This window comes from Deltaproteobacteria bacterium (assembly GCA_020845895.1).
In the GTDB taxonomy this organism is placed as follows: Bacteria; Lernaellota; Lernaellaia; order JACKCT01; family JACKCT01; genus JADLEX01.
In genome coordinates this window covers 1-6,195 of record JADLEX010000140.1, presented here as the reverse complement: position 1 = coordinate 6,195, position 6,195 = coordinate 1, and the positions used below count along the sequence as shown (strand labels likewise).

General features: G+C 65.7%; 3 protein-coding genes and 1 pseudogene. 2 read left to right on the top strand and 2 right to left on the bottom strand.

The window, feature by feature from the left end; translation table 11 throughout:
• Positions 1 to 417: pyridoxal-phosphate dependent enzyme (locus tag IT350_18940; GenBank protein ID MCC6160135.1), on the top strand; the 417-nt coding region annotated here is incomplete at its 5' end.
• Between the two features lie 213 nt (positions 418 to 630).
• The gene (gene ndk, locus IT350_18935; GenBank protein ID MCC6160134.1) at positions 631 to 1,050 is read left to right on the top strand and encodes a nucleoside-diphosphate kinase; all 420 of its coding nucleotides are present in this window, start codon (positions 631 to 633) and stop codon (positions 1,048 to 1,050) included.
• A gap of 380 nt (positions 1,051 to 1,430) precedes the next feature.
• Here ndk and smc read toward each other — a convergent pair.
• Both smc and IT350_18925 read right to left on the bottom strand, forming a co-directional pair.
• A pseudogene (smc, locus tag IT350_18930) lies at positions 1,431 to 5,060 on the bottom strand (chromosome segregation protein SMC).
• 664 nt (positions 5,061 to 5,724) lie between these two features.
• A partial coding sequence (locus IT350_18925) for a hypothetical protein (GenBank protein MCC6160133.1) occupies positions 5,725 to 6,195 on the bottom strand: 471 nt, incomplete at its 5' end.

Here is a 6,195-nt window from a genome sequence, read left to right as displayed (position 1 = left end):
GGCGGCACCATCACGGGCGTTTCGCGCTTCATCAAGAACACCAAGGGCAAGAAGATCGTCTCCGTCGCCATCGAGCCGGCTGACTCTCCGGTCATCACGCAGAAGCGCGCGGGTGAGGACCTCAAGCCCGGTCCGCACAAGATCCAGGGCATCGGCGCGGGGTTCGTGCCCGATGTGCTCGACCTGTCCGTCGTGGACCGCGTCGAGACGGTGACGAACGAAGAGGCCATCCAGTACGCGCGGCGCCTCTCCGCCGAGGAAGGCATCCTCGCGGGCATCTCGTGCGGCGCGGCGGCGGCGGTGGCCATCCGTCTCGCGAAGCTGCCGGAATTCGAAGGCAAGACGATTGTGACCGTTCTGCCCGACTCGGGCGAGCGGTATCTGTCCTCCGTCCTGTACGACGGCCTGTTCGAGTAGTGCACCGGTTTTAGGGGCCGTCTCACGGCTCGAACGGGTCCGACAACCAACGTCCCGTCCTCCAGAATCTCGAACCCGGAAACGCCGCGTTTCCGGGTTCGTTTTTTTGCTCAACACCCAATTTCCAAACACTGAAAACCCTCCCCTCCTTGCCTCGCCGCGGCGATTCCCCTATAAGGCGCGTGCTTTTTTGAACCCGATGGGGAGGATGTCATGGCCGTCGAACGCACCCTGGGCATCGTGAAACCCGATGCCGTGAAGAACAACTACGTGGGCAAGATTTTGGCGCACGCAACCGACGCGGGGCTGCGTATCGTGGGGCTGCGTTTGGGGCAACTCACGGTGGCCGACGCGCGCGCGTTTTACGAGGTTCACAAGGAACGGCCCTTCTACCCCGAGCTCGTCGAGTCCATGTCGGGCGGGCCGACGGTCGTGGTCGCCTTCGAGGGCGAAAACGCCATCGCGCGCTGGCGCGAGATCATGGGCGCGACCAACCCCGCGCAGGCCGCCGAGGGCACGATCCGCAAGCTCTACGCCGAATCGCACACGGCGAACGCGGTGCACGGCTCCGACTCGACGGAAAACGCCGCGCGCGAAATTGCGTTCTTCTTCTCCGCGACCGAACTGTTCTGAAATCGCACGACAATCCCGCATGTGGCACAGCCGCCCTCGGCTGTGCGCGGACAACGCACAGCCGAGGGCGGCTGTGCCACATGACCCGGTAGGCTCTAAAACACCTTCGATAATGGAAACTGCATGTGCAACGCCCTTCTCGGCCAAACGGGAGGGGCGTTCGTGCATTCTCGATCTGAGGAATTTGGGAACCGCTTCCGTGAAGCGGTCTTCGGAAAAGGGAAAGGCGGCCGGGAGAGGGGTTAGAGCAACGCGTCTTGGGGGAGGGGAGGGGGGTTCCCGGGCCGCCTGTTCGATCTGGATTGCATGAAAAAGATCAGGTGGCCCTTGCGGGCCCGTTCGAAAGAACGCAACGATCCGGGACCTCCGGATCGGACCAATCAGTGTATGACGGCTTCGTCCGCGGCGGGGCGCTTGCGCGCCGCTCGCGGCTCGTCGTCCTCGTCCTCGAAACGCACGCTGACGATCTGCGAAACACCGGGCTCCTGCATGGAAACGCCGTAGATGGTCTCGGCCGTCTTCATGGTGCGCTTGTTGTGCGTGATCAGGATGACCTGGCTGTGCGCGCGGATCAGTTTGATCAGGTCGTTGAAGCGATCGATGTTGGCGTCGTCGAGCGGCGCGTCCACCTCGTCGAGCAGGCAGAACGGGCTCGGCTTGATGAGGAAGATCGAGAAGATCAAGCCGATCGATGACAGGGCCTTCTCGCCGCCCGACAGCAGGTTCAGGTTCGTCAGCTTCTTGCCCGGCGGGCGGATGGAGATCTCGATGCCCGACTCCAGCGGATTCTCGGCATCGGTGAGCTCCATCTTCGCCTGACCGCCGCCGAAGAGCATCGGGATGACCTCGGCGAACCGCTGCGAAACCAACTCGAATGTCTGCAGGAAACGCACCCGAGATTCCTTGTTGATCTTCGCGATGGCTTTTTCGAGATCGGCGATGGCCGCTTCGAGATCGGCCTTTTGCGTCGTGTAGAATTCGAGGCGCTTGGATTCTTCCTCGTATTCCTCGATCGCGGCGAGATTCACGTCGCCCATGCCGGCGAGGAGTTCCGACAGCTCGCGCCGCCGCTCGGCCAGCACCGCCGGGTCCACCGTCTCGTCGGTGCCGTACTCGGGCGGGATCTGATCGACGGTCATGCCGTACTTGTCCATCAGGCGGCCGGCGAGGTGCTCCATGCGCATCTTGCATTCGAGCCCCGCGACTTCCTGCCGCGACAGTTCCTGCGCGAGCGCGTCGGCGTCGCGACGCAAAACGCGCAGCCGCGCATCGGACGCGGCGAGGTCCTGCTCCATCGCGTCGAGGTCCTGGCGCATCTTGGCGATCGTGTCGTTCCAGTTCGCCGCCTCGGCCGCCAGATCGCCGAGCAAGGTCTCGTAGCGCCCGGCCGCTTCGCGGCATTCGGCGATCTTCTGCGACGACAGCTTCGCCGCACCCTGCCGGCGTTCCATGTCTTCGCGGATTCGCGTGAGCGCCCACCGCGCGCGCGTCTCGCGGTCGGCGGCGGCGCGGTGCCGCTCGCGCAGCCCCGCGAGCTCGGCCGTCAGCGACGTGACCTGGCTCTGAAGTTCATCGAGCGCGCTCGAGCCGTCGATGAGGGCGCGTTCGAGACCGCCGAGTTCATCGCGCGCGGCGGCGAGATCGCCGTTCTGAATTTCCAGGTCGCGCCGTGCCGCCGCGATCTCGTTTTCGCGGCCGGACTGCTGCTCGTCGATGCGACGGATCTGCTCGTCGAGACGCGCCGCCTCGGTCTGCGCGGCGGCGAGTTCCGTGCGCGCGCGCCGGGCCTGGGTTTCGATTTCGCCCAGCGTCGTGCGGATGCGCTCGAGCTCTTCCTTCGCGGCGAGTCGCTCGTCCTCGATGCGCTCGATCATGCCCGCGCCGGCCACGTGGTCGTGCTCGGCCTGCGCCAGCGACTCGCGGCGGCGCGCCAGTTCGTCGCGCAGGTCGCGGATGCGGCGGTTCTTTTCGATGATGCCGCTCGTGAGCGCGCCTTTCGATCCGCCGGTGATGACGCCGTAGTGATCGATGTATTCGCCGCCCAGCGTGACGAACGAACCCGTGTAGCCGTTCTCGTTGTGCAGTCGCACGGCCGTGGGCAGATCATCCACCACCAGCACGTCGTCGAGCAGCGCGCCCACCACCGGCTGGTAATCGGCGGAACAGCTCACGGCCTCGGCGAGCGGGCCGTGCGTCTGTGCGAGCGTGCGCTCGGGATACACCGCGCGCGGCGGCTTGATCTGCATGGGGATGAAAGTCGAGCGACCGTTCTCGGCCGAGCGCAGGAAATCCGCGCCGGACAGCCCGTCGTGCTGCTCGCGCACGAGCACGCCCTGCACGCGCTCGCCGAGCACCGCCTCGACGGCGGCCTCGAAGCGCGGAGGCACGTCCATCACGTCGCCGATCAGGCCGAGAATGCCATGCGGTTTCGCGGTTTCGTCCGGCTGCTCCATCGCGGCGAACAGGTGCTTCACGCCTTCGGAGTAACCTTCGAGGCTGCCCTTCATGCGCTCCAGCGATTCGAGTTCCGCCGCGACCTCGCGCACTTCGGCGCGCAGATCCTCGTACGCCTTGCGAAGGCGTTCGTTCTCTTCTTGCAGGGACTTGAGCCGCTCGGCGCGCTCGGCGACCTGCGCCGCGACCTGCTCGCGCGACTGCTCCCACTCGCGGCGTCGTTCGTCGATCTGCTCGATCTGCGCGCCCAGCGCCGCGAGGCGTTCTTCCTGCGCCGCGCGCTGCGCCGCGAACTCGGCCGCGCGTTTCGCGTCCTCGATCCGCCGCGCGTCGAGCGCCTCGATGCGCCCGTCGAGTGACGCCGCACGCCGCGAACCGTCGGCGATGCGGTGACGCAGTTCGTCGGCCCGGCCGCCCTTCTCGCGCCGGTCGCGGCGGTGATCGTCGAGCGTGCGCGTGAGTTCGCCGAGCCGCGTGCCGCCCTCTTCCATCCGCGCGGCGTTGTCGCGCGCTTCGGCGGCGGCTTCCTCGGCCTGCTGCTCGTGGTCGGGAATCGAACCGACGGCCTTTTGCGTTTCGTCGGCGATCGTGTCGACGCGTGCCTGTTCCTCGGCCATCTCGCGCAGCAGCCGGCCGTGCTCGGACTCCGCGGCGTGGATGCGCTCGCGCAGCGACGCCAGCTCCTGCTGCGCCGTTTCGAGCGCTTTGGCCGCCTGCAGGTGCTCCAGGTGGCGCGCGTCCTGCGACGTTTCGCGCGCGGCGATGTCGTTGTGCGTGGACTCGACGCGCTCGCGCAATTCGGCGAGCAACCGTTCGGCCTCGGCCTGCTTTTCGGCGAGTTCGATGCGCTCGCGGGCGGTGAGTTCCAGATCGACCGCGCGCAGCTCATCGCTGTACTGCTTGTAGCGCCGCGCCTTGCCCGCCTGACGCGCGAGCGAATTCACCTGGCGCTTGATCTCGCCGATCAGGTCGTTCACACGCTCCAGATTCTGGCGCGTCGATTCGATCTTGCGTTCGGTTTCCTCGCGGCGCACGCGGTACTTGGTGATGCCCGCGGCTTCCTCGACGAGGAACCGACGGTCCTGCGGCTTGGCCGAGAGCACCTTGGCGATCTGGCCCTGCTCGACGATGGCATAGGTCTTCGCGCCCATGCCCGTGTCCATCAGCAGTTCCTGGATGTCCTTGAGCCGGCACGCGGTGCGGTTGATGAAGTACTCGCTGTCGCCCGAGCGATACAGGCGGCGCGTGATCTCGATGTCATTGATGCCGTCGTAGCCGGGAGGATACACGCCGTCGTCGCACGAAAACGCCATCGTGACCTGCGCCATGCCCGTGGGCTTGCGCTGCTCGGAGCCCGAGAAGATCACGTCCATCATCTCACTGCCGCGCAGGGACTTGGCGGAAAGCTCGCCCATCACCCAGCGCATGGCATCGACGACGTTGCTCTTGCCGCAGCCGTTGGGACCGACGATGACGGAGATTCCGCGGTCGAAGACGATGCGCGTCTTGTCCACGAAGGACTTGAAACCCAGCAATTCGATATGCGCGATTCGCATGTTCGGTCGTCTTGCTCTTGTCTGGTCGTTCGCGTTGCGAGTGAGCCCGCCGGGGGGCTACAACATGATGCGCGGTATGGACCGACCCTATACCACCCCTAGTTGGGTGTCAAGAACGATTTTTCCGCAGGCACAACCCAATGGGTCTCCTGACGTCGACACACACAACATCTTGTGTTTGCTGCGCTTTTCGCCGGGGCGGGCAACGGGACTCGCGCCGCGTTTCGCATCCGATTTTCGCTTCCGGAGGGGCCGAAATTCGCGCAAGTGTCTGGGGATAACGTACGTAAACGCGGGCGGAATCGACGCAATTCGAAAACGCGTTTTTCGCCCGCGCCGTCATCTTGGGTCGTGCATGTACGAAACGCCCTCGTAAACGGCGTTCATGACCGCCGAGGGCTCGGGGACGTCCCGCCACATCGAGCCGCGCCAGGTCATCACGAGACCGGGGCCTTCCGAGTATCCGGCGACATTAAGACGTCCCGCGCCCGCCGCAGGCAAACCGCCCCTCGCCGTCCTCCACTCAGAACTTACTGAGTGTGGCCCGGCCGCCCCCGGCCGGGTCGGGACTGCAATATCGCGGGCGAGGGCGCCCGCGCCACACGAATTTTCCAGCCTCACACGAATTTCCCGGGGCCAGACCCGCAACCCTTAACGCTCCCCGTCAGCACCCGCAGCAGGATTCGTCCGTGGAATCGTCATCATCCGCGCCCTGCCCCGAGCCCGCCGTCGCGTCGTCATCCGTCGCGTCGTCGTCGGTCGTGTCATCGTCCGCCGTGTCATCGTCGGGCGGAACGGTGGTCGTCGTGGTCGTCGGCGCTCCGGTCGTCGACGTGGAACCGGTGGAACTCGTCGTGGAACCGGCCGAACTTGTCGTCGTCGCGGTCGAACTGGTCGTCGAGCCGCCGGTACTGCTGGTCGTTGTCGCGACGATTGTTGTCGTGGTCGCGATCATAGTCGACGTTGTGGTCGATGTCGTGCTCGATGTTGTGGTCGTGCTCGTGGTCGTCGATTCGAGCAGGAAGTCCATCGCCGCGGACATGACCTGCCGGCGCGCGGTGATCGAATAGATCGTCTCGAAGGGAAACCCGAGATACACGATGCGGAAGACGCCCGTGTCGTCCACCACCGCCGC

What these genes read in the sequence shown, in the direction of transcription:
- ndk (MCC6160134.1), top strand. Translation starts at nt 631, where the DNA reads ATGGCCGTCGAACGCACCCTGGGCATCGTGAAACCCGATGCCGTGAAG.